We start from the raw sequence: 24,123 nt of genomic DNA, 5'->3' as shown, positions 1-24,123 counted from the left end.
CACGGTCCAGCAGGTCCGTCAGGCTCGACGGAGCAGTGCCTGACCGATCGCCGAGAGCGCCTCGAGCCGCTGCACCTCGACCTCGGCGGCCGGCACCGCCACCACCGGGATGCCTCGCGACCTGACGTCTCGGCGGAGTTCCCGCACGACCTGAGCGTGCCGCCGGGCGTCGCGGGCCCGCCCGATCTGCACGTCGAGGGCGGCGGCCGCGATGCCCTCGTGCGGCCGCCCCTCGTCCGCTGAGGCAGCGACCGCAGCCCTCGCCTCCTGGATCCCTGGCCGCTCCGCCGCGGTGACGACCCGGTTGGCGACCACGGCTCCGACCTCCAGCCCGTCGGTCGCCATCTGCTCGATCAGGGTCCGCGCCTCGTGCGCCGGGCCGCGCTCGGGAGCCGTCACGACGATCAGTGCGCTTGCATCCGAGGCCAGCAGCGCCCGGGTGCGTGCCGCCCGCTCGGCGAAGCCGGTCAGCACCGTGTCGAGAGCGTGCAGGAGGCCTGCGACGTCGTCGACGAGCGAGCCGCCGAGCACCGAACCCAGGACGCGTCGGGCCAGGCTCTGCCCCCCTTCGCCCCGCCCGCCGAGCACCCGGGAACCGACCCGGGTGCCGACCCGCGCCGGCACCGCCAGCAGCCGGAAGAGGCGACTGTCGAGGAACCCGCCGAGCCGCTGCGGCGCGTCGAGGAAGTCCAGCGCGGACCGCGCGGGCGGGGTGTCGACGACCACGAGGTCCCATCGTCGGCCCGGCCCGACATCGTCGACGACCTGGCCGAGCCGCTCCATCGCCATGAACTCCTGAGTGCCGGCCAGCGAGGTCGACAGGCTCTCGTACATCGGGTTCGTCAGGACGCGGGCCGCCGTCTCGGCGTCGGTCCGCGCGCGCACCACCTCGTCGAAGGTGCGACGCATGTCGAGCATCATCACCTCGAGGGTGCCGGCGTCCTCGGCGTCGTCGGGCAGGGGGACGGCCTGCGGCTCGGTGCCGATCGAGCCCAGCCCCATCGCCTGGGCGAGCCGTCGCGCGGGGTCGATGGTGAGCACGACCACTCGTCTGCCGGCCTGAGCGGCAGCCAGTCCGAGGGCGGCCGACGTCGTCGTCTTACCCACCCCACCGGGTCCAAGGACCGCGAGGACCCGCACCCCGGGGTCGCGGACCGCATCGGCGAGACCGCTCATGCCAGCCCCCTCAGGTCCTCGGCGAGCGCGCCCAGCTCCGACGGGGTGAGCGACTCCGGTACCCGGCGAAGGGAGGTCAGTCCCAGTCCGGTCTGCTCGAGCCGGCGCAGGCGCGCCGACCTGTCCGCATCGAGCGCCACCCGGGTGGCGAGCTGATCGAGCAGCGCCTGCGACGCCCCGTCGTCGAGGCGCAGACCATGCCGTGCGCACTCACGCGTCAGGGCCGGCGCGGTCATCGACCGCGCCTCGTCCCAGCGGGTGGCTCGAAGGACGGGCTCCTCGACCTGGTTGACCAGGAGCGACCCGAGCGGGATGCCCAGGGCGCGCAGCTCCTCGACCGCCTCGATCGTCTCCTGGACCGCGAGCTCCTCGAGCACCGTGACCACGTGCACCTGGCTGCCCGCGCGGCGGAAGACCTGCGAGACCGCGTCGGCCTGGCTGCGGATCGGCCCGACCCGGGCCAGCTCGGCCACCTGGACCGGCGCGTCCAGGAAGCGCCCTACCCGCCCGGTGGGCGGCGCGTCGAGGACGACGTCGTCGTACTCGCGCCCCTGGACACCTCGGGCACCCCGGCCGGACCGGCCGCGACCGCGCTCGGGCCGCCGGAGGATGTCGTAGACCTTGCCCAGCACGATGACGTCCCGTACCCCCGGCGCGACCGTGGTCGCGAAATCGACGGCGCCCACGGAGTCCAGGACCGACGCCGCCCCAGGCACGCGGACGGTGCGCCTCAGGTACTCCGCGAGGGCCGCGCGCGGGTCCACGGCCGTGATGTGCACCGAGCCCGCCGAATCGGCCCCGAGGTCGGTATCGACGGCCAGCTCACCGCGACGGGCCGCGCTCACCCCTTCGCCATCCAGGCCGAAGACGCCGGCCAGGCCGTCTCTCCCTTCGACCTCCATCGCGACAACCTGCCGCCCCCGACGGGCCAACGCCACGGCCAGGGCAGCGGAGGCCGTGGTCTTGCCGGTACCGCCCTTGCCGGTGACCACGTGCAATCGGGTGCGCACCTCGGCAGGGTAGACGCCCCCGCAGCCGCCCCGACGATCGATAGGGTGCGATCCATGACTCAGTGGGAGTACGCAACCGTGCCGCTCATCGTCCACGCGACCAAGCAGATCCTCGACCAGTGGGGCGAGGACGGCTGGGAGCTGGTCCAGGTCGTTGCCGGCCCGGACGGGCAGAACCTCGTCGCCTACCTCAAGCGGCCGAAGGGCGCGTGATGGCGGTCGCAGAGCGCCTCGCCGAGCTGGGCATCGAGCTGCCACCGGTCGCGGCGCCCGCCGGCTCCTACCAGCCGGCGGTGCGCTCGGGCGAGCACGTCTGGACCTCCGGCCAGTTGCCTGTCGTCGACGGCCAGATGGCGAGCACCGGGCAGGTCGGGGAGGGGCCGGGTCTGGTCTCCCCGGACGAGGCCAACCGGCTCGCCCGGACCTGCGCGGTCAACGCCCTGGCCGCGGTCGCCTCGGTCGCCGACCTCGACCAGGTCGAGCAGGTGGTCAAGGTCGTCGGCTTCGTCTCCAGCGACCCGGGCTTCACCGGGCAGCCCGGGGTGGTCAACGGCGCGAGCGACCTGCTCGCCGAGGTCTTCGGCGACTCCGGGCGGCATGCCCGCTCGGCCGTCGGGGTGGCGGTGCTGCCGCTCGGCGCCAGCGTCGAGGTCGAGCTGGTCGTGCGGCTGCGTGCAGCGTGACGCGCGGACTGATCTGATGACGACGCGTGACTTCTTCCTCGGCAGCCAGCTGCCGCTCGCGGCTGATGACGCCCCCGTGAGCCAGGCCCGACCGGCAGCGACGGTGATGCTTGTGCGCGACGCCGTGCAGGGGATCGAGGTCTTCATGCTGCGCCGGGCCCGCTCGATGGCCTTCGCCGCCTCGATGCTCGTCTTCCCCGGTGGCCGGGTCGACGTGCGCGACACCGATGACGACCTGCGCTGGGCCGGCCCCTCGGCGCAGGAGTGGGCGCAGCGGATGGACTGTGGGCAGAGCGAGGCCCGGGGCTTCGTCGCGGCCGCCGTCCGCGAGGTCTTCGAGGAGACCGGGGTCCTGCTCGCCGGGACCGACGGCGAAGGGGGGAGGCTGGCCGACCCCGCCGCGCGGCGTCGCGCCCGCGCCGCCCTCGAGCTCGGCGAGATCCCGCTGAGTCAGCTGCTCGAGGAGACCGGGACCGACCTGCGCAGCGACCTGCTGACGTACCGAGCGCACTGGGTCACCCCCGAGATCGAGCCCCGCCGGTACGACACCCGGTTCTTCGTCGCCGAGCTGCCCGCCGGGCAGGAGCCGGACGGCGACACCTCCGAGGCCGAGGAGGCCGCCTGGGTCCGCCCGGAGGACGCACTGGCCCGCCACGCCGACGGCGCTCTGGCTCTCATGCCGCCGACACTGGTCTGCCTCGAGGACCTCGCCGCCGCCGGCTCGGTCTCGCGGGCGATGACTGCGCCGCCCGCGGTCCCACGGGTGCTGCCCTATCTCGCCCAGACCGATGCCGGCCCGGCGCTCCGGGTGGAGCTGGCGTGAGCGGGGCGGCTCACCCCCCTTCGCCGTCGGCCGCGGTCGGTGAGTGGGCGGGCGGGCAGATCACCGAGCACGCGCACTGCCTGCTGCAGGGCAACCCCGGTCCGATGACGCTGGACGGGACGAACACCTGGGTCGTCATGGCCCCCGGGTCGAGCTCGGCGCTCGTCATCGACCCCGGCGAGGACGACGAAGCCCACCAGCAGCGGGTCCTCGACCATGTCGCGTCACGGGACGCGCGGATCACCCAGATCGTGCTCACCCACGGCCACGGCGACCACAGCGAGGGCGCCCCGCGGCTGGCTCGGCTCACCGCAGCGCCGGTGGTCTCGGCCGGGCGTGGGGGCGACCTTGGCCACGGGGACGTGCTCGACGCCGGAGGGGTGGAGCTGTCGGTGGTGGCGACGCCGGGGCACACGGCGGACTCGCTCTCCTTCGCCCTCGCCGCCGACCACGCGCTGCTCACCGGTGACACGGTCCTCGGGCGGGGCACGACGGTCGTCGCCCACCCGGACGGCGAGCTCGAGGCCTACCTGTCGTCGCTCGAGACGATCTCCCGGCTCACCGGCGACGGCGCGGTGAGCACGATCCTGCCCGGCCACGGCCCCACCGTCCCCGACGCCGCGGCGATGGTCGGCTTCTACCGACGGCACCGCCGCGAACGGCTGGACCAGGTGCGCCAGGCGGTGGCCGACGGGGCCCGTGACGCCGACGAGGTGGTGGCCAGCGTCTACGCCGACGTCGACCGCTCGGTCTGGCCCGCGGCCCGGCTCTCCGTGCTCGCCCAGCTCACCTATCTGCGGCGGCGGGGCTGACGACGGGGGATCTCAGCGGGCGCGGCGGCGAAGGCGCTCGACGTCGAGCAGGAGCACCGCACGAGCCTCGAGGCGGAGCCACCCGCGGGTGGCGAAGTCGGCGAGCGCCTTGTTCACCGTCTCGCGGGAGGCGCCGACGAGCTGGGCCAGCTCCTCCTGGGTGAGGTCGTGGGCCACCATGACGCCCTCCTCGACGGGGCGGCCGAAGCGGCTGCTCAGGTCGAGCAGCGCCTTGGCGACCCGACCGGGGACGTCGGTGAAGACGAGGTCGGCGAGGTTTTCGTTGGTCCGACGCAGCCGACGCGCGAGCGAGGCGAGCAGCGTCGCCGCGATGCGCGGGTGGCTCTGCAGCAGGGTGCGCAGCTGGTCGTTACCCAGGCCGATGAGCTGGGTCTCGGCGACGGCGGTCGCGGTCGCGGTGCGCGGGCCGGGGTCGAAGAGGCTCAGCTCGCCGAACATCTCACCCGGGCCGAGGATCGCGAGGAGGTTCTCGCGGCCGTCGGTGCTCGTGCACCCGAGCTTGATCTTGCCCTCGGTGATGACGTAGAGCCGGTCGCCCTGGTCGCCCTCGTGGAAGAGGACGTCGCCGCGCTCCATCCGGACCGCCTCCATCGAGGCCATGATCTCGCGAGCGGAGTCCTCGTCCAGCGTGGCGAAGAGGGGCGCTCGTCTCACAACATCCAGGTCCACAAGGGCACAGTGTGCCATGCATCACCTAGGCGGCGGGCCGTAACCTTCCGACCTGTGTCGACCCCTTCGCAGAGCCCCCTGGCCCGCAAACGGCGGGCGCGCCGCGGCTACCGGCTGCTGCACGAGCGTTACCCCTACGCGCACTGCGAGCTCGACTTCGAGACGCCGCTGCAGCTCCTCGTCGCGACCATCCTCTCGGCCCAGACCACCGACGTCGGCGTCAACAAGGTCACCCCGACCCTCTTCGCCCGCTACCCCACGGCCGCGGACCTCGCGGCGGCCCAGCCTGCCGAGATGGAGGAGATCCTCCGGCCGACCGGCTTCTACCGGGCCAAGACCCGCTCGGTGATCGGGCTGGGACAGGCGCTCGTCGCCGACCACGACGGCGAGGTGCCGGGCACCCTGGCCGAGCTCGTGAGGCTGCCCGGGGTGGGACGCAAGACCGCGAACGTCGTGCTGGGCAACGCCTTCGGTGTCCCCGGCATCACCGTCGACACCCACTTCGGGCGGGTCGCGAGGCGCCTCGGCTGGACCGAGGAGACCGACCCGGTCGAGGTCGAGCGCGAGGTCGGTGAGCTCTTCGAGCGGCGCGACTGGACGATGCTCAGCCACGTCCTCATCTTCCACGGCCGGCGTACCTGCCACGCCCGCCGACCCGCGTGCGGCGCCTGTCCCGTCGCGGCGATCTGCCCCTCCTACGGCGACGGTGAGACCGACCCGGACAAGGCGGCCCGCCTGCTGAAGTTCGAGCTCGCCCCGACGGCGGGCTCGTGACGCGGCCACCGGTGTGGCTGGGGCAGGTCATCCCGTCCCTGCTCGCGGACCTGCCGGACTGGTTCACCCGCTTCGCCCCGCCCGAGGACTGCCGTCGGCACTCCGCGGTGCTCATGCTGCTCGGTCCATCCGCGGACGAGCCGGGAGAGGTCGACATCGTCCTCACCGAGCGCAGTCACACCCTGCGCAGCCATGCGGCGCAGGTCTCCTTCCCCGGCGGCAAGCTCGAGCCCGGCGAGGACGCCGTGGCCGCGGCGCTGCGCGAGACCTGGGAGGAGGTGGGGGTCGAGCCGGAGACGGTCGAGGTGATCGGCACCTGGCCCCCGCTCTACCTCACCCCGAGCAGCAACGCGGTCACCCCGGTCCTCGCGTGGTGGTCCGCACCGCATGCCATCGGCGTGGTCGATCCGGGCGAGGTGGCCGCGGTGGCCCGCGTGCCGGTGCGGGATCTGGCGGACCCCGCGAACCGATTCACCGTCACCGCTCCCAGGGGCTACCGCGGGCCGGGCTTCGAGGTGTGCGACCTCTTCGTGTGGGGCTTCACCGCCGGGTTGCTCGACGTGCTGCTCACCGCCTCTGGCCAGGACCAGGCGTGGGACGAAGGGGTGACCCGCAGCCTCCCGATGCGTCACCTGCGACCGTTCCTCGACGCCAGGGGACGGCGCGAGGAGTGAGTCGTCGCAGCTGGGGTGTCACGGGAGAGTCGGCGGGAGCGTGGCCGAGAGCCAGCGGGTGATCACGTCGTTGACCTGGTCGGGTGCCTCCTCGTGCGCGAAGTGGCCCACCTCGGGGATCGCGACGAGCTGGAGCGGGCCGGTCACGTGTGATGCGCTGTCGCGGGAGAGGGCTGCGGGGATGGCCGGGTCGGCCTGCCCGTGCACCGACAGGACCGGCACGGTGATCCCCGGGCGTACCCGGCGCATGTACCGCAGTCCGTTCGGGGTGAATCGGGAGCGCATCACCCAGCGGTGGTACTCGGTCGCGGCGTGGCTGGCGAAGGGGACGGCGATCATCTCGCAGTAGCGCTGCTGCACCTCGGGGGTGATCCAGCGCTGGTCGCTACCGGACCACTCGCGCAGGTAGCGGGGCACGGTCCCGACCTCGGCCTGGGCGCTCCGGCCGCCGGACGCGGGCGCTGGGCGCTGCAGTGCGCGCACGTACCGCCGCGCCCCGCGATGACCCGGCCGCCACACCGCAGACCTGAAGACGGCGGGGTGCGGCATGCCGATCACACCGATGGCGGCGGTGACCTCGGGATGGATGCCGGGCATCGACCACGCGATCGCACCGCCCAGCCCGTGACCGATGACGCAGGCCTGGCTCGCACCGAGCGACCGGATGATCGCGGCCACGTCGTCGCACACCGTCAACGGGTCGTACCCGCCGGGCGGCTTGTCGGAGGCGCCGAACCCGCGCAGGTCGAGCGCCGCGACCCGGTAGCCCGCCTCGGCGAGCGCCGGGAGCTGGTGACGCCAGGTCCACCAGAACTGGGGGAACCCGTGCAGCAGGAGGACGAGAGGACCGCTGCCGGCGACGGCAAGGTGGAAGCGCGCGCCGTTGGCGGCGACGAGTCGGTGTTCCCAGGGCCCGTCAACGAGCGCCGCGGCCGAGTCGGGTGCTCCGGGGGAGGTCGGGTCGACGCTCAGTGGCCCGGCTTGATCGCCTCGACGGTCTGCTGCGCGTTGCGGATCGCCTTCTCGGGCATCGGCTTGGCCTTCTTCAGCGCCTTGGCGCCGAGCATCCCGAGCACCCCGGCGATGACGAGGAGGATCACGGTGACGATGAGGTACCCGGCCCACAGCGGCAGCCAGACGTCGATCGTGTGCGCGAGCGTGTGGAGGAGGAAGATCAGGCCGAGGAGGCCGAGGAAGGCCGCGCCGCCGAGGAGCCCAGCGCCCTTGCCGCCGACCTTCAGCCCCGAGGTGACCTCGGACTTGGCCAGCTGGATCTCGCTGCGGACCAGCGCCGAGACGTCGTGGCTGGCGTCGGCGACGAGCTGTCCCACGGTGCGCTCGCTCTCGCCGCGCGCCGGGTGACCCACGAGGCGGGCGGCTGATCGGGAGGCCAACGAGTCGCGGCGGGCGTGCTCCTCGAGGAGCTCGGTGTCGTGGGTCGCGTCGGTCTGCTGGAAGCGGTCGGTCGAGGTGCTCATGGAGATCTCCTCTGGGCGGAGGTGACGGGCAGTCCGTCCTGGCGTTTCGTCGTCACACTACCCGGGCGGGGCGCCGGAGGGCCGCGAAGACGAACCCGGGTCGTGGTGAGCGATGTCTCCTGCCCGTCTTAGGATGGAGCGCATGACGCCCGCGGACGTGACGCCATGAACGGCGGCGTCCTGCCGTTCTCGATCGCGCTGCTCGGCCTCCTCGTCGCGGTCACCCCCCTGGTCACCCGCCTCCTTGGTCGGGCGTCCGGCTGGCCGCTCGCTGCGGCCTACCTCGGCGTCGCCGCTCTGCTCGCGCCCGCGGCGGGGCGGGTCCTCGACGGTGAGCCGGTCACCTGGAGCCGCGCCTGGTTCCCGGCGCTGGACTCATCCTTCGCCCTGCGCGCCGACGGGCTGGGGGTGGTCTTCGCCGCCATCGCACTGGTGATCGGCGCCGTGGTGCTGGCCTACGCGACGAGTTACCTCGGTGAGGGCAGGCAGACGAGCTTCTACTGGCTGATGACGGCGTTCACCTTCGCGATGGTCGGCCTGGTCCTCGCGGACGACCTCGTGCTGCTCTTCCTCTGCTGGGAGCTGACCTCGCTGGCCTCCTTCCTGCTCATCGCGCGCTCGGGCACCTCGGCCGAGGGCGCGTCCATGCGGACCCTGCTCATCACCGGGCTCGGTGGGCTCTTCCTCCTCGCGGCGGTCGCCGCGATCGTCGCCCGGCTGGGCACCACGTCGTTGCACGAGGTCCTGGACTCGCCGGTGTGGGCCGAGGACCCCGCCTTCGCCACCCTCGTGGCAGTCCTCGTGGGGCTGGCCGCCTTCACCAAGTCGGCCCAGGTCCCGTTCCACGTCTGGCTGCCCGACGCGATGGCGGCGATCACCCCGGTGAGTGCCTATCTGCACGCCGCAGCGGTGGTCAAGGCAGGCATCTTCCTCATGCTGCGCTTCAGCCCGGCGCTGCACGACGTGGTGGCCTGGAACGTCCTGCTCGTCGTCGGCGGCCTGCTCACCGCCCTCGTCGGTGGCTTCACTGCGATCCGGCAGCAGGACCTGAAGAAGCTCATGGCCTGCTCAACCGTCAGCCAGCTGGGCTTCATCACCGCCGCGATCGGTGTCGGCACCTATCACGCGCTCGCCGCGGCGGTGCTGCACACCATCGCTCACGCACTCTTCAAGTCTGGCCTCTTCATGATGGTGGGGGTCGTCGACGGGGCGGCCGGCACCCGCGAGCTCACCCGGATCCCGCGCCTGGTCTCCCAGATGCCGGTGAGCTTCGCCGTCATGGTGCTCGGCTGCGCGTCGATGGCGGGCATCCCCCCGATGCTCGGCTTCCTCTCGAAGGAGGAGCTGCTCGCGGCGTACGGCGAGACTCCGGGCGGGCAGCTCGCCGGCGTGGTGGCGCTGGCCGTCGGCGCGCTGGGCGCGGTCATGACCTTTGTCTACTGCGGGCGGGTGGTCTTCGGCTCGTTCGTCGACGGCACCTCCGACCGTGAGATCAAGCCGGTGTCGCCGGTGATGATCGGGATGGCCGCCCTGCCGATCGTCGTCGGACTGCCGCTGGCGCTCGCCGTCGGCGTCCTCGACACCACCGTCGGCGCCGCGACGCAGGCCGCCGTCGGTGGGCCCCTCGAGGACCCCATCCACCTCGCCCTGTGGCACGGCTTCACCCTCGAGCTCTTCATCTCGGTCGGGATCATCGCCGTCGGCGCCCTGCTCGTCGCGAACCGCCGCCGGCTCACCCCCTTCGTCGACGGCCGCAGGCTGGCACCCGACTCGGCGACGGTCATCGGAGCGATACGCGACGGCCTCGCCCGGGTCGGCGACCTCGCCGCGCGGGGGGTGCGTGCCGACCACCCGAGCCGGCACGTCTCGATCAACACCGCGGCCGTCAGCGTGGTGCTGCTCGGGGGAGTGATCGCGGTGCGCGACGACCTCGCCGCGCAACCGCTGCAAGACAACCTCATGCGCCCCTTCGACGCCGTCGTCCTCGTGCTCATGGCGCTCTCGGTGCTCGGCGTCGCGGTCTCGCGCACCCGTCTGGCTGCAACCCTCTGCCTCAGCGGGGTGGGGATCCTCGCGACCGCACAGATCATGGCTCTCGGTGCTCCCGACGTCGGCCTGACCCAGCTGCTCGTCGAGTCGTTGACGATCATCGTCATCATGCTCGTGCTGCAGAAGCTGCCGACGACCTTCGGCAACCCGAGACGGGACGGGCATAGCCGGCTGCTGGCCCGGATCGGGCTGTCGGTCCTCTCCGGGGTCGCGATGGCCGCCGGTACCTGGGCGCTCACGAGCCGCCGACCGCGCAGCGACGTGGCGATGTACTACCTCGAGGAAGGCCCGGTCGAGACGGAGGGGGCGAACATCGTCAACACGATCCTCGTCGAGTTCCGTGCGCTGGACACCCTCGGCGAGCTCGCCGTGCTCGCGATGGCCGGGGTCGCCGTCGTCGCGGTGCTCTCCAGCCTGCGGCACGAGTACCTCGACCCCCCGCCGGCGAAGAACAGGTGGTACGTCAAGCCGCCCGAGGTCACGCTGACCGGCAAGGGCACCACCGCCTACCGGGCGATCCACCGCACCTGGCCGAACACCGTGCCGCTCCAGCTCATGGTGCGCTTCGCGGCGCCCGTGCTCGTCGTCATCTCCGCCTACCTCTTCTGGCGCGGGCACAACGCGCCCGGCGGCGGCTTCATCGCCGCCCTCGTCGGGTCGGCCATCGTCGCGCTCATGTACCTCTCGACCTCGCGCGACCGTCAGCTCGGCCGACCCCGGCTGCCTCTCTTCCTCATCGGCGGCGGCATCCTCATCGCGGTAGCCAGCGGTCTGTGGGGGCTGCTGGCGAAGGGGAGCTTCCTCGAGCCGCTGCATGCCGAGGCCCTCGGTCAGCACTGGACCAGCTCGATGGTCTTCGACCTCGGCGTCTACCTCGGGGTGCTCGGGCTCTTCCTCATGACGGTCAACCTCCTCGGGACGAGCGAGGGAGAGGCGCCCGCGCCGGGCGAGGAGTGGACCCGAGAGCGGGTGGACGAGGCGTTCGAGGGCGAGCTGCCGGGGCCGATGGACACGGTTCGCGGTGAGCGTGCCGACGACCACCCGGGCAGCCGCGTCGGTGTCCGCACCCACCACGTCTCGCAGGGCGTGCCACCGCGGGAGGTGGGTCGGTGATCACCTTCGTCCTCATCGGGGTGCTCGTCGCCGGTGGCACCTTCCTCATCCAGCAGCGCTCGCTGGTCAAGGTCATCTTCGGGCTCTCCCTGTGGAGCCACGCGGCCAACTTCATCCTCCTGTCGGCGGGGGTGGCAGCCTGGCGCGCCGAGCCGCTGGCCGACCGAACCGCGGCCGCCGACGCCGCCGACCCGCTGCCCCAGGCCTTCGTGCTCACCGCGATCGTCATCACCATGGCCGTGACGGTCTTCATGCTCGCGCTGGCGATGATCGGGCACAACGACGACACCCGACGCATGCCCGAGACGGGGGAGGTGCACGACCGATGAGCGCCGCAGACCTCCTCCCGCTCCTCGTCGCGGTGCCCCTGGCCTTCGCCGGGCTCACCGTGCTGCTGCGCCGGCACGTCGTCGGCGCGAGCCTGCTCGTCGTGACCCTCGTCGGCGTGCTCGTCACCTCGGTGGTGCTCATCGCGCGGCACGCGAGCACGCCCGTCCTCGCCTCCGGGGTGGGCGGCTATCCCGCCGGCGTCGCGATCCCCTTCGTCTCCGACACCCTCACCGCGCTCATGCTGGCCGTCACCTCGCTGGCCACGCTCGCGACGACCGCGTGGCTGATCATGACGGGCGAGACGCGCTACCGCTTCGTCGTGCCGCTCGTCCTGCTCCTCGTCGCGGGCGTCAACGGCGCGCTCCTCACCGGTGACCTCTTCAACCTCTTCGTCTTCATCGAGGTCATGCTCCTCCCGAGCTATGCCCTCCTGGCGCTGACTGGCGGGTGGCGACGGCTCGGGGTCGGCCGCCTCTTCGTCGTGGTCAACCTCGTGAACTCGGCGGTCCTGCTCATCGGCGTCGCCTTCGTCTACGGCACGGCGGGGACGGTCAACATCGCGGCCCTCGCCGGTCGTGGGGTGCAGGACGACCGGACCGGGCTCGCCGTGGCGATGGTGCTCGTGGCGCTCGCGGTCAAGGCGGGCATCGTCCCCGTGCACACCTGGCTGCCGCGCAGCTACCCGGCGACCTCGCCTGGGGTGATGTCCCTCTTCGCGGCGCTGCACACCAAGGTCGCGCTCTACGCGATCTACCGCATCTACAGCGTCGTCTACGACGGGCAGGCGAGCTGGATCGGGATCGTCGTCGTGCTCGCGGCGGTCACCGCCGTCGTCGGCGCGGTCAGCACCCTCGGCGAGTCCACCTTCCGGCATGCCATGGCCTACCAGATGGTCGCCGGGGTCGGGCACATCCTCATCGGCGTCGTCGTCTTCACCCAGGCCAGCCTCGCCGGTGGGCTCCTCTACCTTGCGCACCACGTCATCACGATGGCGGCACTGCTGCTCACCGGTGGGGCCATCGAGCACACCTACGGCTCGCACCGCTTCGACCGTTTGTCGCGGCTGATGACGCGGGAGCCCTGGGCAGCGACGGTCGTCGCCCTCGGGCTGCTCTCGCTCGTCGGCCTCCCGCCGACCTCGGGGCTGTGGGGCAAGCTGCTGCTCATCGTCGGGGCGGCGGAGGCGCCCGGCTGGCAGGCGTGGCTGCTCGTCGGGGCGATCGTCCTCGCCTCGATCATCTCGATCATCGCCCTCCAGCGCCTCTGGTCCGAGATCTTCTGGGGCCCGTCGATGGAGACCTACCGCACCGACAACGCCAGGACCCGGATCAGCGAGCCGGTCCCGCTGCCGGACGACGTGCGCATCCCGGCGCGGATGCTGGCGCCCGGCACGGCGATGATCGCCGTGTCCGTCGCGATCTTCGTCGGCATCGGTCTGCTCAGCCCGGTCGTCGACCGCGCCGCCGCAGGGCTGGGCGACAGCACGGCATACGTCGAGGCGGTGCTGCGATGAAGGCTCTCTACGCGGTCCGCTACGCCCTCTACGTCCTTCTCGAGCTGCTCAAGGGGGCGTTCGTCCTGGGTCGGGACATCGTCACCCCGGGCCTTGCGGTGTCCCCGGCCGTGGTCGAGCTGCCGCTTCGCTGCCATTCCGACCTGGAGATCTCGGTGCTGGCGTCCTCGATCACCATCACCCCCGGCACCCTTGTCTGCGGCACGGCCGCGGCCGAGGGCGACTCGCCGACCACCCTCTTCGTCCACTGCCTGTACGCGCGTGACGTCGACGCCGTGGTCGCGGACCTTCGGGAGATGGAGGCGCGGTTGCTGCTGGCGACCCGAGGCGCCACGGCGAAGGGGGAGCAGTCGTGACCGTCGTCGTGTGGCTGGCCATCGGCGTGCTCGGCGCGGCGGTGGTGACCTCGCTGTGGCAGATCCGGTCTGCCTCCGACGCCGCCAGCGCAGCCGTCGTCGGTGACCTCATCTTCTTCTCCGGGGTGGCGATGCTCGTGCTGGTGAGCATCGAGAGGGAGTCGGCCGCGGTGGTCGACGCCGTCATGCTCGCCTCGCTGCTCGGGGTGCTGGCGACGGTCGCTCTCGCCCGGATCATCACCAGGGGGCGCCGATGACCACGCTCGTCCATCTCGTCGCGGCCCTGCCCGTAGCTGGCCCGATCACGCCTGAGGCGGCCGAGCCGGCTCTCGAGGGTGCGGCTGCCGTGGTCGTCACCGCGGTGGCGGCCGTCCTCGTGCTCCTCGGGGCGGTATGGGTGCTGCTCAGCGCGATCGCCATGCACCGCGTCGGCGACGCCCTGAGCCGGGTCAACGCACTGGGCCCGGCCACCGGGGTCGGCATCCCGTGGATCGTCATCGGGGCCTGGCTGCACAACCTCACCGTGCACGCCTTCTCGTGGATCGACGTGGTCAAGGTCGCGATCACGCTCGGGGCGCTGCTCATCGTCTCCTCGGTCGCGAGCAACGTGCTGGCCCGCGCGGCGATCATGTCCGGTGCCGAGATGGACCCCGCGACCTCGCCCAACGACCTGCTGGACGAGCCGCCGTCACCGCGCTGAGCTGGGCTCGGCGCGCTCGGGCGCCATGGCTCGCCAGCTGCCGCGCGCGATCATTACCTCGCGCAGGATGTCCGGCCGATCCGTGATGAGGCCGTCGACGCCCATGTCGAGCAGGGCGTGCATCTGGGACGGGTCGTCGACGGTCCAGACGACGACCCTGACCCCCAGCCGCCGCGCGCGCCGGACCAGCGCCGCGGAGTGGATGGGCACCCCACCGAGGTGCAGCGGGACGTGGGCGAAGCGGCCTTGCACCAGACGTGACGGGACCGGGACGCCGGTCCGGCTGGCGGAGATCAGCGTCGTCAGCGACCTCCAGCCCAGGGCGGTGCGCACCTGCGGTGCCTGAGAGCGGAGCAGCTCGAGCCAGCCGTCCGGCGCCCCGGCGACGCAGACCCGACGGGCGAAGTCGGGGCGCTGGAGCAGCCGGGCCATCGGGGCGATCGCGGCTCGGTCCTTGAGGTCGACGGTGAACCGGGCGGTGGGGAAGGCGGTGAGGGCGTCCTCCAGGGAGGGGATCGGGTCGAGCTGACCGTCCGGGCCGGTGACGAGCACCCGCTCGAGCTCTCGGCGACTGCGCTCCAGGATCGTGCCCGAGCCGGTGGTGCACCGCTCCAGCCGCTCGTCGTGGAAGCACATGAGCTCGCCGTCGGACGTGATCCGCACGTCCGTCTCGAGGTAGCGCAGTCCGAGGTCGAGCGACCGGCGGAACGCCGCGAGGGTGTTCTCGGGTGCCATCGCGGCACCGCCGCGGTGCGCGATCGCCAGCGGTGTCGTCTCGTCGCCGTACCGAGGGGCCGAGCGGCTCATGGCTCCATCGTCCTGGGGCGAAGGGGGTGATCCGTCACCCGAGCAGGGTGGTTGGTGGAGTGTTCACGAAGGCTTGGCCGGCTCACCCCTTCGTGCTCACCGGTGGGCTGCTCTGGAGGCGATCCGGCGAGCCGGACGACGGTCGTCCCGGCGGAACGGGTCTTGCCCGCACCGCGCTGAACTGCGAATACTGGGCCGACGGGCAGGGTGCCCGGCACGCAAGGAGGCACGATGAGCGACCGACCCGAGAAGCACGAGACGTCATACAGCGAGCACGCCGACGAGTCGGCCCCGCCGCAGCCGCCGGCGCCGGACAACGCCGACCCGGACGCCCCGACCGAGGCGACGACCGCCTACGAGGCGCACGCGGACGAGTCCGAGGCTCCGCACGGTCCCGAGGCGGACGCCGTCGATCCCGGCTGAGCGGCACGATTCGACGCCAGACAACGACGATCCGCCCGCGAACGTTCGCGGGCGGATCGTTGTCTGCCGAGGAGAGCTCGGGTCTACTTCTGCAGGCCCGACTGGATCTGCTCCATGACCGAGGAGTCCGCGAGGGTCGTGACATCGCCGACCTCGCGGTTCTCGGCGACGTCCTTGAGCAGGCGGCGCATGATCTTGCCCGAGCGGGTCTTCGGCAGCTCGGAGACGACCATGATCGTGCGCGGCTTGGCGATCGGGCCGATCTCCTTGGCGACGTGGTTGCGCATCTCCTGGACCAGGTCGCTGCCCTCGCCCACCTCATCGGCCTGCTCCCGGGCCTCCTCGCGCAGGATGACGAAGGCGACGACCGCCTGCCCGGTGGTCTCGTCGTTGGCGCCGACCACGGCCGCCTCGGCGACCGCCTCGTGCGAGACCAGCGCCGACTCGATCTCGGCGGTCGAGAGGCGGTGGCCCGAGACGTTCATGACGTCATCGACCCGTCCGAGCAGCCAGATGTTGCCTTCCCCGTCGTACTTCGCCCCGTCCCCGGCGAAGTAGTACTCGGGACCGAAGCGGCTCCAGTAGGTGTCCTTGTAGCGCTGCTCGTCACCCCAGATGCCGCGCAGCATCGACGGCCACGGCTTGGTCAGCACGAGGTAGCCGACCTTGTCCGGCTCGGTGAAGGGCTTGCCCTCGTCGTCGAGGATCTCCGCGCTGATGCCGGGGATCGGCTTCTGCGCCGAGCCCGGCTCGAGCTCGGTCACCCCCGGCAGCGGGCTGATCATGATCGCACCGGTCTCGGTCTGCCACCAGGTGTCGACGATCGGCGCGGACCCGCCGCCGATGTGCTCGCGGTACCAGCGCCACGCCTCGGGGTTGATCGGCTCGCCGACGGTGCCGAGCACCCGCAGCGAGGACAGGTCGTACTTCGCGGGGATGTCGTCGCCCCACTTCATGAAGGTGCGGATCGCGGTCGGTGCGGTGTAGAGGATCGACACGTCGTACGTGTCGACGATCTCCCAGAAGCGGCCCTTGTGCGGGGTGTCCGGCGTGCCCTCGTAGAGCACCTGGGTCGCGCCGTTGGCCAGCGGCCCGTAGACGATGTAGCTGTGCCCGGTGACCCAGCCGATGTCGGCGGTGCACCAGTACACGTCGCTCTCGGGGTGCAGGTCGTGCACGACGGCGTTGGTGTACGCCGTCTGGGTGAGGTAGCCGCCGGTGGTGTGGAAGATGCCCTTGGGCTTACCGGTGGTCCCCGAGGTGTAGAGGATGAAGAGCGGGTGCTCGGAGTCGAAGGCCTGAGCCTCGTGGGTCTCGGGCTGCTTGTCGACGACCTCGTGCCACCACAGGTCGCGGCCCTCGACCCAGCGCACGTCCTCCTCGGTGCGGCGGACGACGAGCACCGTCTGCACCGGGGACTCGTCGTCGCCGTGGTCGATCGCCGCATCGACTGCTGCCTTGAGCGGGGAGGGCTTGCCGCGGCGGAACTGCCCGTCGGCGGTGATCACGAGCTTGGCGTCGGCGTCGGCGATGCGGGTGTGCAGCGCCTCGGCAGAGAACCCGCCGAAGACCACCGAGTGAGGTGCTCCGAGCCGGGCGCAAGCCAGCATCGCCACGACCGCCTCGGGGACCATCGGCAGGTAGATCGCCACCCGGTCTCCCGTGCTGACCCCCAGCTCCTCGAGGGCGTTCGCCGCCTGGGCGACGAGCTTCTGCAGGTCCGCGTAGGTGATGGTGCGGGTGTCGCCCCCTTCGCCCTCGAAGTGGATGGCGACCCGGTCGCCGTTGCCGGCGTCGACGTGCCGGTCGACGCAGTTGACCGACGCGTTCAGCTCGCCCCCGACGAACCACTTCGCGAAGGGGGCGTCGCTCCAGTCCAGCGTCTCCTCGAAGTCCTTGGACCAGGTGATCCGCTCGCGGGCCTGCGCGGCCCAGAAGCCCTCGAAGTCGGACTCGGCCTGCTCGTACAGGTCAGCCTGACCGTTGGCCTGCTCGGTGAACTCCGGGCTGGGTGCGTAGCTCTGCGACACGTGGTCCTCCTCGATGAGTCCGCGCTGTGCGCGGCATGCTTCGTCACTGCACTTCGTCACCGCAGCCTGCCTTGGCTCGGGCCGGGCGACAACCTCTGCGAGCGCACGCTCGCCGGGCGGCGGCCCGGCGGCGACCAGCGGTCGTGATGGTCAATCTGCACAGCGGCACAGCGGATATCGCACGACGACTGGTCAGCAGTGGTCATTCTGTCCACCAGTGCAGCCATCAGGTGCACTCGTCGTCCAGCGCTGCCACGGTAAGAGGATCCAACAGCGGTCGACGACGACGTCGGCCGCGCCAGGGAGGCGCACCATGTTCGAGGACGGCCAGCTCTACTCGCCGGTGACCGAGCACGAGGACGGGACCGTTCAGGTCCACCTCGCCGACACCCACCCCGGCAAGGACGATGCGCACTATCTGCGGCGCCGTGGCGAGATCGCCGGCGCGGCCCTGCGGTGGGACCGCGCGGGGGGAGCGCCCCTGCCGACGATCGAGTACACCGACACCGAGCACGCGGTCTGGGCCGAGGTCTGCCGCGAGCTCGCGCCGAAGCACCTGCGCTACGCCCACTCCGAGTTCCTCGCCGCCAAGGACCGGCTCGACCTGCCGACCGATCACGTGCCGCAGCTGCACGAGGTGACCGAGCGGCTCGAGCCGCTCACCGGCTGGACCTACATCGCCGCACCGGGCCTGGTCCCCCTTCGCGAGTTCTACGGCGACCTGGGCCAGCGCACCTTCAGCTCGACCCAGTACCTCAGGCATGCAAGCCAGCCGCTCTACACGCCCGAGCCGGACATCATCCACGAGGTCATCGGCCACGGGAACGGGCTGGCGAGCGAGCGCTTCGCCCGGATCACCGAGGCGGCGGGGCAGGCCCTGACGCGGATGGAGAGCGAGGAGGCGGCCAAGCTCGTCGCCGACGTGTTCTGGTTCTCCATGGAGTTCGGCGTGATCTACGAGGCCGGCCCGGTCGGCGCGCGCGAGCTCAAGGCATACGGTGCGGGGATCCTCTCCAGCTTCGGTGAGATGGATGAGTTCCGCGAGATGGAGATCCGCGACCTAGACCTCGCCGACATGGGGACGTTGAACTACGACATCACGCAGTACCAGCCGATCCTCTTCGCCGCGAAGGACCTCGGGCACCTCGAGGATGTCGTGGGGGACTTCTTCGCCACGGCCGATGATGACGCCTGCGCCCGCCTGCGCCGGGAGGCAGAGGGCCGGGGCCTGGTGCCCGAGCGGGTCTGAGTCGAGCGGGTCTGCGTCAGCGCGACGCGATGCCGGCGACGACGAGCGCCAGCCCGGCGCCGAAGTCGTCGGGGGAGTGGTCGACGACCGCGCCGAGACGCGCCGCGTGGTCGTGCGCCTGCTGGGCGTAGGCGTGGCCGTAGACGAAGTGGAGCAGGGTCCGGGACGCGGTCGATGCGGCTGGCTCCTCGAGACCGGCTTCGAGCAGCAGCGCGCGTAGCTCGTCCTCGGGAGCGCCGCCCCCGAGCCCGAAGGCCCACATGCTCAGCACGAGGTCCGCCCCGTCCGGGTAGGCCAGCACCGCGGCCCGGACGTCCTCGCACCGACGACGCACCCTGGTCTGCCAGCTCGCGTCGGCGCGGGCGGGCCGACGCGGGGCCCGCTCGAGGATCGCGTCGGCGACGAGGCCGAGCAGCTCCTGCTTGCTCGCGACGTGGTGGTAGAGCGCGGACTGCTGCACCCCGAGCTCGGCCCCGAGGGCCCGCATGGTCAGGTCGGGCAGGCCGACCCGCTCGAGCAGGTCCAGCGCGGTCGCGACGAGATCCTCACGGCGAAGGGGGTGTCGACGGCTGGGGATGGTGGCTCCTGGGTCGGCGGGCGGTCTTGAGGCTCAGGCCGTGGGCGGCCTTCGCAGGTCGACCACCATGATAATTTGAACGCCGTTCACCGCACCTGAACGCCGTTCAGCAAGAGGACAGGACCACCCCCGATGACTTCGACCACCTCCGCACCGGCTCGCACCTCCGCCGCCGTCGACCTGGCGCTGGTGTCCGCCTTCGCGGCACTGGCTGCGGTCTGCTCGATCCTGCCGGCGATCAACGTCTCGACCTTCGCCCCGATCACGCTGCAGACCTTCGGCGTCCTCCTCGCCGGGGCTGTCCTCGGCGCCCGCCGGGGCGTTCTCGCGATTCTCCTCTGGCTCGCCCTCGGCGCGGCCGGCCTTCCGGTCTTCGCCAACGGCAAGTCGGGCCTCGCGGTGCTCGCCGGGCCGACCTCGGGCTACCTCGTCGGCTTCGTCGTCGGTGTCGCGATCATGGGTGTCGTCGCCGAGCTGCTCGCCCGGCGCGGTCAGGTCAGCAACCCGGTCGCCCTCTTCGCCGGCGGGCTCCTCGCGGTCCTGGTGATCCACGTCCTGGGCATCGTCGGGCTGCACCTGCGCGCGGATCTGGACTGGGCGGCCGCCGCGACCGTGGACGGCGCGTTCTGGATCGGCGACCTCATCAAGCTCGCCGCGACAGCTGTGGTCGCCGCTGCCGTGCACCGCGCCTTCCCCTGGTTGCTACGCCGCCGCGCCGCCTGAGCGCCGCACCAGCTCATGGCGAGGATCGAGCTCGACCGGGTCACGGTCCGCCGCGAGACCGCCGACGGCGACCTGCTCGCGCTCGACGAGACGGACCTGACCCTCACCGAGGGAAGGATCGCCCTCATCGGCCCCAACGGCGCAGGCAAGTCGACCCTCGCCCGCCTCGTCAACGGTCTCGTCACCGCGACGAGCGGCACGGTCCGCGTCGACGGGCTCGACGTCGCGCGTGAGGGTCGCGAGGTGCGCCGCCGGGTCGCCTTCTCCTTCACCGACCCCAAGGCCCAGCTCGTCATGCCGACTGCGGGGGAGGACGTGGCGCTCTCCCTTCGCCGCAGCCACCGCGACCCGGGGGAGCGAAGGGAGGCCGCCCGCAAGGTCCTCGCCCGCTTCGGCCTGGAGGGCCTCGAGGACCGCAGCGTCCACGCCCTCTCCGGGGGGCAGGCCCAGCTGCTCGCGCTCGCCGGGGTCCTCGCGACCGACCCCGACGTGCTCGTCGCCGACGAGCCCACCACCCTGCTCGACCTCGGCAACGCTCGCCGGGTCGGTGACCTGCTCCTCGGGCTGGACCAGCAGCTCCTCCTCGTGACCCACGACCTCGAGCTCGCCACTCGGTGCGAGCGAGCCCTGCTCGTCGTCGGGGGTCGCGTCGCCGCCGACGGGTCCGCGGCCGAGGTCGTCGAGCACTACCGGAGCATCGCGTGAGCCGAACCCTCCTCGGCGCCTACCGGCCGGGCACGACCCTCCTGCATCGACTCCCCTCCGGCGCCAAGCTCACCGCCCTCCTCCTCGCCGGGCTGGTCCTCACCCTGCTCACCGGATGGCGCTCGGCGCTCGCCGGAGTGGCGGTGGCGCTCCTCCTCGCGGTGCTCTCGCGCATGCCGCTGCGCTCCCTCGCGCGCTCGCTGCGCGGCCTGGCGCTGCTCGCGATCGTTCTCGGGGGGTGGCTCACCTGGCAGGCCGGCTGGCCCCGGGCCGTGGCGACCGTCGGCGACCTCGTCGCCCTCGTGCTGCTCGCCACCGTCGTCACCACGACCACCCCCGTCGACGCGATCCTCGACACGATCACGTCGGTAGCGCGCCCCCTTCGCCCCCTCGGCGTCGACCCGGAGCGGGTCGGTCTCGCCTTCTCCCTCGTGCTGCGGACCATCCCCGCCACGCTCGGGCTCGCCGAGGAGACCCGTGACGCCGCCCGCGCCCGCGGCCTCGAGCGTGACCCGAGAGCCCGACTCACCCCCTTCGTCCTTCGGGTCGTCGCCGATGCGCAAGCGACCGGCGAGGCGCTGCACGCCCGAGGCGTCGGGGACGACCGAGACCACCGCGAGACCTGACCACCCCACAGCAGGGAGAGCACCATGACCGAGCACGACCACCTCGTCTAGGCGATCCTCGGCGGCCACCGCACCACCGAGGCAGAGGCACTCGCCGTCCTGCGCACCAGCGACGAGGACACCCTCGATCTCGTCTCCGCCGTCGCCCGGCTGCGCCGCGCCTACTTCGGGATGACTGTCAAGGTCAACTACCTCGTCAACCTCAAGTCAGGGCTCTGTCCCGAGGACTGCGGCTATTGTTCCCAGGCGCTCGGGTCGAGCAGCCAGATCCTGCGCTACACCTGGCTGAAGGCCGACGAAGCCCTCGAGCAGGCGCGCGCCGGTCTCGACGGTGGCGCCACCCGCGTGTGCATGGTCGCCAGCGGACGTGGGCCCACCGACCGGGACGTCGAGCGGGTCGCCGGCATGGTGGGTGCGATCAAGGAGGAGCACCCGCAGGTCGAGGTGTGCGCCTGCCTCGGGCTGCTGAAGGAGGGCCAGGCCGAGCGGCTGCGCGCGGCCGGGGTGGACGCCTACAACCACAACATCAACACCGCCGAGTCCCACCACGACTCGATCGTCTCGACGCACACCTACGCCGACCGGGTCGCGACCGTGGCCACGGCGCAGGGCGCCGGGCTCTCCGCCTGCAGCGGGCTCATCGCCGGCCTCGGCGAGAGCGACGAGCAGCTCGTCGAGGCTCTCCTCGCCCTGCGTGACCTGGGCTCGGAGTCGATCCCGGTGAACTTCCTCATGCCCTTCGACGGCACCCCCAAGCAGCAGACCTGGGAGCTCACCCCGCTGCGCTGCCTACGGATCCTCGCTACCGCGCGGGTGCTGGCACCGCAGCGGGAGATCCGCATCGCGGCCGGGCGGGAGATGCACCTGCGCAGCCTGCAGACCCTCGGCCTGCACCTGGCGAACTCGATCTTCCTCGGCGACTACCTCACCTCCGAGGGGCAGGCCGCCCAGGACGACCTCGCCCTGCTCGCCGACGGCGGCTTCACCATCCTCGGCGCCGACGAGGTGCCCGGGGAGCGCCGCGGGGGAGAGCCTGCGATCCGGCGCCGAGGCGCCGGGACCACCGAGGCGGCCAACGCCTGAGCGCAGGCGAAGGGGGGAGGAGCGGCCGCTCCTCCCCCCTTCGCCTGTTGTCCGAGACGGATCAGTGCTCGATAGCCTCGGCCACGCCGTGGCCGGTGAGGCTGCGCACCTCCATCTCGGCGTACTTGGCCCGGTTGAACTCCTTGCTCGTCACCGTGCCGATGTATCCCAGGAGGAATCCGAGCGGGATCGAGACCAGACCCGGGTTGTCCAGCGGGAAGAGGTGGAAGTCGACGTTCTGCAGCATCGACGGGCTCTTCCCGGTGAGCGGGTCGACCGGCTTGCCGGACACCACCGGGCTGAAGATGATCAGGCCGATCGCCGAGATCAGACCGCCGTACATCGACCACAGCGCGCCGCGGGTGTTGAAGCGCTTCCAGAAGAGGCTGTAGAGGATGGTCGGGAGGTTCGCGCTCGCGGCGACGGCGAAGGCCAGCGCGACGAGGAAGGCGATGTTCTGGTCCTTGGCGAGCATGCCACCGAGGATCGCGATGATGCCGCCGACCAGGGCGGCGTACCGAGCCACCTTGACCTCTTGCTCCGGACTGGCCTTGCCCCGCTTGATGACCTGGTTGTAGAGGTCGTGGGCGACCGTCGCCGAGGTGGTGATGGTCAGGCCCGCGACGACCGCGAGGATGGTCGCGAAGGCGATGCCCGAGACGATGCCGAGCAGCGGTGACCCGCCGAGCTCGAACGCCAGCTGGGGTGCCGCCGAGTTCGCCTTGCCGGGTGCGTTGGCGATCTTCTCCGGCCCGACGAGGGCACCGGCGCCGTAGCCGATGACGAGGGTGAGCAGGTAGAAGCCGCCGATCAGCCAGATCGCCCACTCGACCGACTTGCGGGCCTGCTTGCTCGTCGGGACGGTGTAGAAGCGCTGCAGCACGTGCGGGAGTCCTGCGGTGCCGAGCACGAGGGCCAGCGAGAGCGAGATGAAGTCGATCTTCGTCGTCGTGTTCTTGCCGTACTTCAGCCCTGGCTCGAGCAGCTTCTCGCCCGCCGCGGGGTTGGTGTCGACCGCGCTCTGCATGAGCGAGGAGAGGTTGAGCCCGAACTTCGCGAGGACCCAGACGGTCATGATCGCGGTGGCGGCGATGAGCAGGATCGCCTTGATGATCTGGACCCAGGTCGTGCCCTTCATCCCGCCGATCATCACGTAGGCGATCATCACGGCGCCGACGATGGCGATGACGATGTTCTGCGCCGCGGCGCCGCTCACCCCGAGGAGGAGGGACACCAGCCCGCCGGCTCCGGCCATCTGGGCCAGGAGGTAGAAGAAGGACACCGCGAGCACCGAGGTGGCGGCGGCGACCCGGACGGGTCGCTGCCGGAGGCGGTAGGAGAGGACGTCGGCCATGGTGAAGCGGCCGGTGTTGCGCATCAGCTCGGCCACGAGCAGCAGCGCGACGAGCCAGGCGACGAGGAACCCGATGGAGTACAGGAAGCCGTCGTAGCCCTGCAACGCGATGGCTCCGGCGATCCCGAGGAAGGACGCCGCGGAGAGGTAGTCGCCCGCGATCGCGATGCCGTTCTGCTTGCCGGAGAACGAGGCGCCGCCGGTGTACATCTGTCCGGCGGTCTTCTTCCCCCCGGCCACCTTGATGACGATGGTCAAGGTGAAGAGGACGAAGATCGCGAAGATCGAGATGTTCAGGGTCGGGTTGCCGATCGTCTCGGCCATGGGTGCCAGGGAGCTCACGGGTTCCTCCTGCGGTCCGCGTC

General features: G+C 71.7%; 27 protein-coding genes. 18 read left to right on the top strand and 9 right to left on the bottom strand.

From position 1 onward, the window contains the following. Positions 1–18 precede the first annotated feature (18 nt). Both FB557_RS06290 and FB557_RS06285 read right to left on the bottom strand, forming a co-directional pair. On the bottom strand, positions 19–1,176 hold the full coding sequence (locus FB557_RS06290) for an ArsA family ATPase (protein WP_144856712.1): 1,158 nt from the start codon (positions 1,174–1,176) through the stop codon (positions 19–21). After that, a complete protein-coding gene (locus FB557_RS06285; RefSeq protein ID WP_170236216.1) occupies positions 1,173–2,186 on the bottom strand; it encodes an ArsA-related P-loop ATPase in 1,014 nt (337 codons plus the stop codon). Before FB557_RS06285 ends, FB557_RS06290 begins: the two co-directional genes overlap by 4 nt. 54 nt (positions 2,187–2,240) lie before the next feature. Between FB557_RS06285 and sp36 the strand changes: the two genes are divergently transcribed. The 4 genes from sp36 to FB557_RS06270 are packed head-to-tail and all read left to right on the top strand — an operon-like array spanning position 2,241 to position 4,504. Further along, positions 2,241–2,399 (top strand): Sp36 family protein, encoded by a 159-nt coding sequence (gene sp36, locus FB557_RS14145; RefSeq protein WP_170236215.1) that lies wholly within the window; start codon positions 2,241–2,243, stop codon positions 2,397–2,399. Next, entirely contained in the window at positions 2,399–2,869 is a 471-nt protein-coding gene (locus FB557_RS06280) for a RidA family protein (RefSeq protein WP_144856708.1), read from the top strand. The genes sp36 and FB557_RS06280 overlap by 1 nt, the downstream gene beginning before the upstream one ends. Positions 2,870–2,885: 16 nt before the next feature. Continuing rightward, complete coding sequence (locus FB557_RS06275) at positions 2,886–3,692, top strand: NUDIX hydrolase (RefSeq protein WP_144856706.1); 807 nt, start codon at positions 2,886–2,888, stop codon at positions 3,690–3,692. Then, a complete protein-coding gene (locus FB557_RS06270) occupies positions 3,689–4,504 on the top strand; it encodes an MBL fold metallo-hydrolase (RefSeq protein ID WP_246074498.1) in 816 nt (271 codons plus the stop codon). The genes FB557_RS06275 and FB557_RS06270 overlap by 4 nt, the downstream gene beginning before the upstream one ends. A 12-nt stretch (positions 4,505–4,516) precedes the next feature. Here FB557_RS06270 and FB557_RS06265 read toward each other — a convergent pair whose 3' ends face one another. Further along, entirely contained in the window at positions 4,517–5,194 is a 678-nt protein-coding gene (locus FB557_RS06265) for a Crp/Fnr family transcriptional regulator (protein WP_144856703.1), read from the bottom strand. A gap of 54 nt (positions 5,195–5,248) precedes the next feature. Here FB557_RS06265 and nth point away from each other — a divergent pair, with 54 nt between their 5' ends. Together nth and FB557_RS06255 are read left to right on the top strand one after the other, a co-directional pair. Further along, complete coding sequence (nth, locus tag FB557_RS06260; protein WP_246074497.1) at positions 5,249–5,968, top strand: endonuclease III; 720 nt, start codon at positions 5,249–5,251, stop codon at positions 5,966–5,968. Next, positions 5,965–6,642, top strand: coding sequence for an NUDIX hydrolase (locus FB557_RS06255; RefSeq protein ID WP_144856699.1), 678 nt, complete (start codon positions 5,965–5,967; stop codon positions 6,640–6,642). The genes nth and FB557_RS06255 overlap by 4 nt, the downstream gene beginning before the upstream one ends. A gap of 18 nt (positions 6,643–6,660) precedes the next feature. On the opposite strand, the gene FB557_RS06250 is transcribed toward FB557_RS06255, so the two are convergent. Both FB557_RS06250 and FB557_RS14325 read right to left on the bottom strand, forming a co-directional pair. Next, on the bottom strand, positions 6,661–7,476 hold the full coding sequence (locus tag FB557_RS06250) for an alpha/beta fold hydrolase (protein ID WP_425462985.1): 816 nt from the start codon (positions 7,474–7,476) through the stop codon (positions 6,661–6,663). Between the two features lie 134 nt (positions 7,477–7,610). Then, entirely contained in the window at positions 7,611–8,120 is a 510-nt protein-coding gene (locus tag FB557_RS14325) for a phage holin family protein (RefSeq protein WP_211356499.1), read from the bottom strand. Positions 8,121–8,285: 165 nt separating this feature from the next. Here FB557_RS14325 and FB557_RS06245 point away from each other — a divergent pair, with 165 nt between their 5' ends. From FB557_RS06245 to FB557_RS06220, 6 genes are read left to right on the top strand one after another with little or no spacing between them, the layout of a single operon-like run. Further along, on the top strand, positions 8,286–11,282 hold the full coding sequence (locus FB557_RS06245; RefSeq protein ID WP_144856695.1) for a DUF4040 family protein: 2,997 nt from the start codon (positions 8,286–8,288) through the stop codon (positions 11,280–11,282). Next, positions 11,279–11,611 carry a sodium:proton antiporter gene (locus FB557_RS06240; RefSeq protein ID WP_144856693.1) on the top strand — a complete coding sequence of 111 codons (333 nt, stop codon included), beginning with the start codon at positions 11,279–11,281 and terminating at the stop codon, positions 11,609–11,611. The genes FB557_RS06245 and FB557_RS06240 overlap by 4 nt, the downstream gene beginning before the upstream one ends. After that, positions 11,608–13,125, top strand: coding sequence for a proton-conducting transporter transmembrane domain-containing protein (locus tag FB557_RS06235; RefSeq protein WP_144856691.1), 1,518 nt, complete (start codon positions 11,608–11,610; stop codon positions 13,123–13,125). Before FB557_RS06240 ends, FB557_RS06235 begins: the two co-directional genes overlap by 4 nt. Beyond that, entirely contained in the window at positions 13,122–13,481 is a 360-nt protein-coding gene (locus tag FB557_RS06230; RefSeq protein ID WP_144856689.1) for a Na+/H+ antiporter subunit E, read from the top strand. The genes FB557_RS06235 and FB557_RS06230 overlap by 4 nt, the downstream gene beginning before the upstream one ends. Next, positions 13,478–13,738 carry a monovalent cation/H+ antiporter complex subunit F gene (locus FB557_RS06225; RefSeq protein ID WP_144856687.1) on the top strand — a complete coding sequence of 87 codons (261 nt, stop codon included), beginning with the start codon at positions 13,478–13,480 and terminating at the stop codon, positions 13,736–13,738. The genes FB557_RS06230 and FB557_RS06225 overlap by 4 nt, the downstream gene beginning before the upstream one ends. Continuing rightward, complete coding sequence (locus FB557_RS06220; protein ID WP_144856685.1) at positions 13,735–14,181, top strand: monovalent cation/H(+) antiporter subunit G; 447 nt, start codon at positions 13,735–13,737, stop codon at positions 14,179–14,181. The genes FB557_RS06225 and FB557_RS06220 overlap by 4 nt, the downstream gene beginning before the upstream one ends. Here the strand turns inward: FB557_RS06220 and FB557_RS06215 are convergent. Continuing rightward, positions 14,170–14,988 (bottom strand): glycerophosphodiester phosphodiesterase family protein, encoded by an 819-nt coding sequence (locus FB557_RS06215; RefSeq protein ID WP_144856683.1) that lies wholly within the window; start codon positions 14,986–14,988, stop codon positions 14,170–14,172. The genes FB557_RS06220 and FB557_RS06215 overlap by 12 nt on opposite strands. Positions 14,989–15,219: 231 nt before the next feature. Here FB557_RS06215 and FB557_RS06210 point away from each other — a divergent pair, with 231 nt between their 5' ends. Then, the gene (locus tag FB557_RS06210; RefSeq protein WP_144856681.1) at positions 15,220–15,411 is read left to right on the top strand and encodes a hypothetical protein; all 192 of its coding nucleotides are present in this window, start codon (positions 15,220–15,222) and stop codon (positions 15,409–15,411) included. 83 nt (positions 15,412–15,494) lie between these two features. Here FB557_RS06210 and acs read toward each other — a convergent pair whose 3' ends face one another. Further along, a complete protein-coding gene (gene acs / locus FB557_RS06205; protein WP_425462981.1) occupies positions 15,495–17,441 on the bottom strand; it encodes an acetate--CoA ligase in 1,947 nt (648 codons plus the stop codon). 313 nt (positions 17,442–17,754) lie between these two features. Here acs and FB557_RS06200 point away from each other — a divergent pair, with 313 nt between their 5' ends. Then, positions 17,755–18,690, top strand: coding sequence for a phenylalanine 4-monooxygenase (locus tag FB557_RS06200; RefSeq protein ID WP_144856677.1), 936 nt, complete (start codon positions 17,755–17,757; stop codon positions 18,688–18,690). Positions 18,691–18,706: 16 nt separating this feature from the next. Here FB557_RS06200 and FB557_RS06195 read toward each other — a convergent pair whose 3' ends face one another. Next, the gene (locus FB557_RS06195) at positions 18,707–19,267 is read right to left on the bottom strand and encodes a TetR/AcrR family transcriptional regulator C-terminal domain-containing protein (RefSeq protein WP_342778929.1); all 561 of its coding nucleotides are present in this window, start codon (positions 19,265–19,267) and stop codon (positions 18,707–18,709) included. Positions 19,268–19,399: 132 nt separating this feature from the next. On the opposite strand from FB557_RS06195, the gene FB557_RS06190 reads away from it, so the two are divergent. The 4 genes from FB557_RS06190 to bioB are packed head-to-tail and all read left to right on the top strand — an operon-like array spanning position 19,400 to position 22,404. Continuing rightward, a complete protein-coding gene (locus tag FB557_RS06190; protein ID WP_144856674.1) occupies positions 19,400–19,990 on the top strand; it encodes a biotin transporter BioY in 591 nt (196 codons plus the stop codon). A gap of 15 nt (positions 19,991–20,005) precedes the next feature. Next, positions 20,006–20,695, top strand: coding sequence for an energy-coupling factor ABC transporter ATP-binding protein (locus FB557_RS06185; RefSeq protein ID WP_144856672.1), 690 nt, complete (start codon positions 20,006–20,008; stop codon positions 20,693–20,695). Next, on the top strand, positions 20,692–21,321 hold the full coding sequence (locus FB557_RS06180) for a CbiQ family ECF transporter T component (RefSeq protein ID WP_144856670.1): 630 nt from the start codon (positions 20,692–20,694) through the stop codon (positions 21,319–21,321). The genes FB557_RS06185 and FB557_RS06180 overlap by 4 nt, the downstream gene beginning before the upstream one ends. 54 nt (positions 21,322–21,375) lie before the next feature. Continuing rightward, a complete protein-coding gene (gene bioB / locus FB557_RS06175; protein WP_144856669.1) occupies positions 21,376–22,404 on the top strand; it encodes a biotin synthase BioB in 1,029 nt (342 codons plus the stop codon). A 61-nt stretch (positions 22,405–22,465) separates the two neighbouring features. On the opposite strand, the gene FB557_RS06170 is transcribed toward bioB, so the two are convergent. Next, entirely contained in the window at positions 22,466–24,082 is a 1,617-nt protein-coding gene (locus tag FB557_RS06170; protein WP_144857114.1) for a solute symporter family protein, read from the bottom strand. Between the last annotated feature and the right edge of the window lie 41 nt (positions 24,083–24,123).

The sequence above is a fragment of the Marihabitans asiaticum genome (assembly GCF_007828725.1).
Classification (GTDB): Bacteria; Actinomycetota; Actinomycetes; order Actinomycetales; family Dermatophilaceae; genus Marihabitans; species Marihabitans asiaticum.
This window is presented reverse-complemented; position numbering and strand designations above follow the sequence as displayed.